Source organism: Spirillospora sp. NPDC046719, from assembly GCF_040645715.1.
GTDB lineage: Bacteria > Actinomycetota > Actinomycetes > Streptosporangiales > Streptosporangiaceae > Spirillospora.
Genome location: NZ_JBEYYT010000842.1, coordinates 1 through 1,834, shown reverse-complemented (window position 1 = coordinate 1,834; position 1,834 = coordinate 1). Strand labels below are relative to the sequence as shown.

The 1,834-nt window shown below is 70.6% G+C and carries 1 protein-coding gene and 1 pseudogene; both read left to right on the top strand.

All coding sequences use genetic code 11. From position 1 onward, the window contains the following. The first annotated feature begins 49 nt into the window (after positions 1-49). A complete protein-coding gene (locus tag ABZ914_RS50835) occupies positions 50-901 on the top strand; it encodes an aldehyde dehydrogenase family protein (protein WP_500201748.1) in 852 nt (283 codons plus the stop codon). 84 nt (positions 902-985) lie between these two features. After that, positions 986-1,834, top strand: a pseudogene (locus ABZ914_RS50830) (hypothetical protein); the annotation flags it as partial.

Here is a 1,834-nt window from a genome sequence, read left to right as displayed (position 1 = left end):
TCAGGACACGGCCGCGAAGGCGGACGCCACGGACTGGAGCCCTACCTCAATGTCTGAACGGCTGGCAGTACGCAAGACCTACAAGCTCTACATCGGCGGCGCGTTCCCGCGTTCGGAGTCAGGCAGGACCTACCCCGTGACCGACACCAAAGGCCGGTTCCTCGCCAACGCCTCCCAAGCCTCCCGCAAAGACGTCCGCGACGCCGTCACCGCCGCCCGCAAAGCCCAGCCCGGCTGGTCCGGGCGGACCGCCTACAACCGCGCGCAGATCCTCTACCGCATCGCCGAGATGCTGGAAGGACGCCGCGACCAGTTCATCACCGAGGTCCGCCACGGCGGCACGTCCAAGACCCACGCCGCCGCCCAGGTCGACGCCGCGATCGACCGGTGGGTCTGGTACGCCGGATGGGCCGACAAGATCACCGCCGTCACCGGCGCCGCCAACCCCGTCAGCGGGCCGTACTTCAACTTCTCCACCCCCGAACCCACCGGCGTCGTCGCTGTCATCGCCCCCGACGACCCGCTCCTCGGCCTGGTCTCGGTGCTCGCACCCGCGATCGTCACCGGCAACACCACCGTCGTCATCGCCTCCGAACCCGCACCACTCCCCGCGATCACCCTCGCCGAAGTCCTCGCCACCTCCGACCTGCCCGGTGGGGTGGTGAACATCCTCACCGGACACCGCACCGAACTCGCCCCCTGGCTCGCCTCCCACATGGACGTCAACGCCATCGACCTCACCGGCGCCCCGGAGGCCGACGTGACCGCTCTGGAGGAGAAGGCGGCCGACAACCTCAAGCGTGTCTTCCGCGCCGCCGAGGACTGGTCCGGCGACCCCGGAACCGCGCGTATGACGGCGTTTCTGGAGGTCAAGACGGTGTGGCATCCCGTGGGCGTCTGAAAGTGGAAATGGCGCGGAGTGTGTAGAGCGTCACGAACGGTGGAATAGAACCCCCCGTAACTGATCATCACGGGGGGTAGATCAGTGCCTACCAAGACCGCATCGCGTACGACGACGAGCCGAGGTACGGCCGCTCGTACGAAGAGCACCACGGCGAACAAGTCCACGGCCGCCAAGAAGACGGCCTCCAAGAGCACCTCGGCCGCCAAGTCGCCGTCGAGGTCCACGACCAGCCGCTCGACCGCCGCGAGGAAGACTCCGGCGAAGCGGACCAGCGCCGCGTCGAGCCGGACGTCCACACAGGCGTCGCAGCGCGTCACCAAGGCCGCCGACCAGGCCAAGGCCGCCGCCAAGCAGATGAAGTCGGTGGCGACCAAGGCGTCCTCGTCGGCCAAGGCCATGACCGCGATGACCAAGGCCATGACCACCGCCACCAAGGCGATGACCGACGCCGCCAAGGCGATGAACACCGCCGCCAAGGACATGGGGAAGCAGCAGCAGGCCGCTCGGTCCACGGCGTCCAAGAGCAGGACGGGCACCAGCGCGCGCAAGAGCACGTCCGGGACGGCCCGCAAGTCCACCTCGGCGGCGAGCCGCTCGCGGTCCACGACGTCGGCGCGGGTGTCGTCGCCGAAGTCGACGGCGCGCAAGACCACGGCGTCCAAGACCCGGCCGTCGACCGCGAAGAAGACGACGGCGGCCAAGCCGCGGACCAGCGCCGCGCGCAAGTCCACCGCGTCCTCGTCCCGGACGACCGCGAGCACGCGGAGCGGCACGGCCCGCAAGAGCGGAACATCCCGCTCGTCCGGCACCGCTCGCAAGGCGAGCACCGCCGGGGCGGGCAGGGCCACCGCGACCCGCCCGCGCGCGGGCGGGACGACGGCCCGGCGGACCGCCGAGTCGGCCACCGCGCCGCCCGCCGGGCCGCTGGTC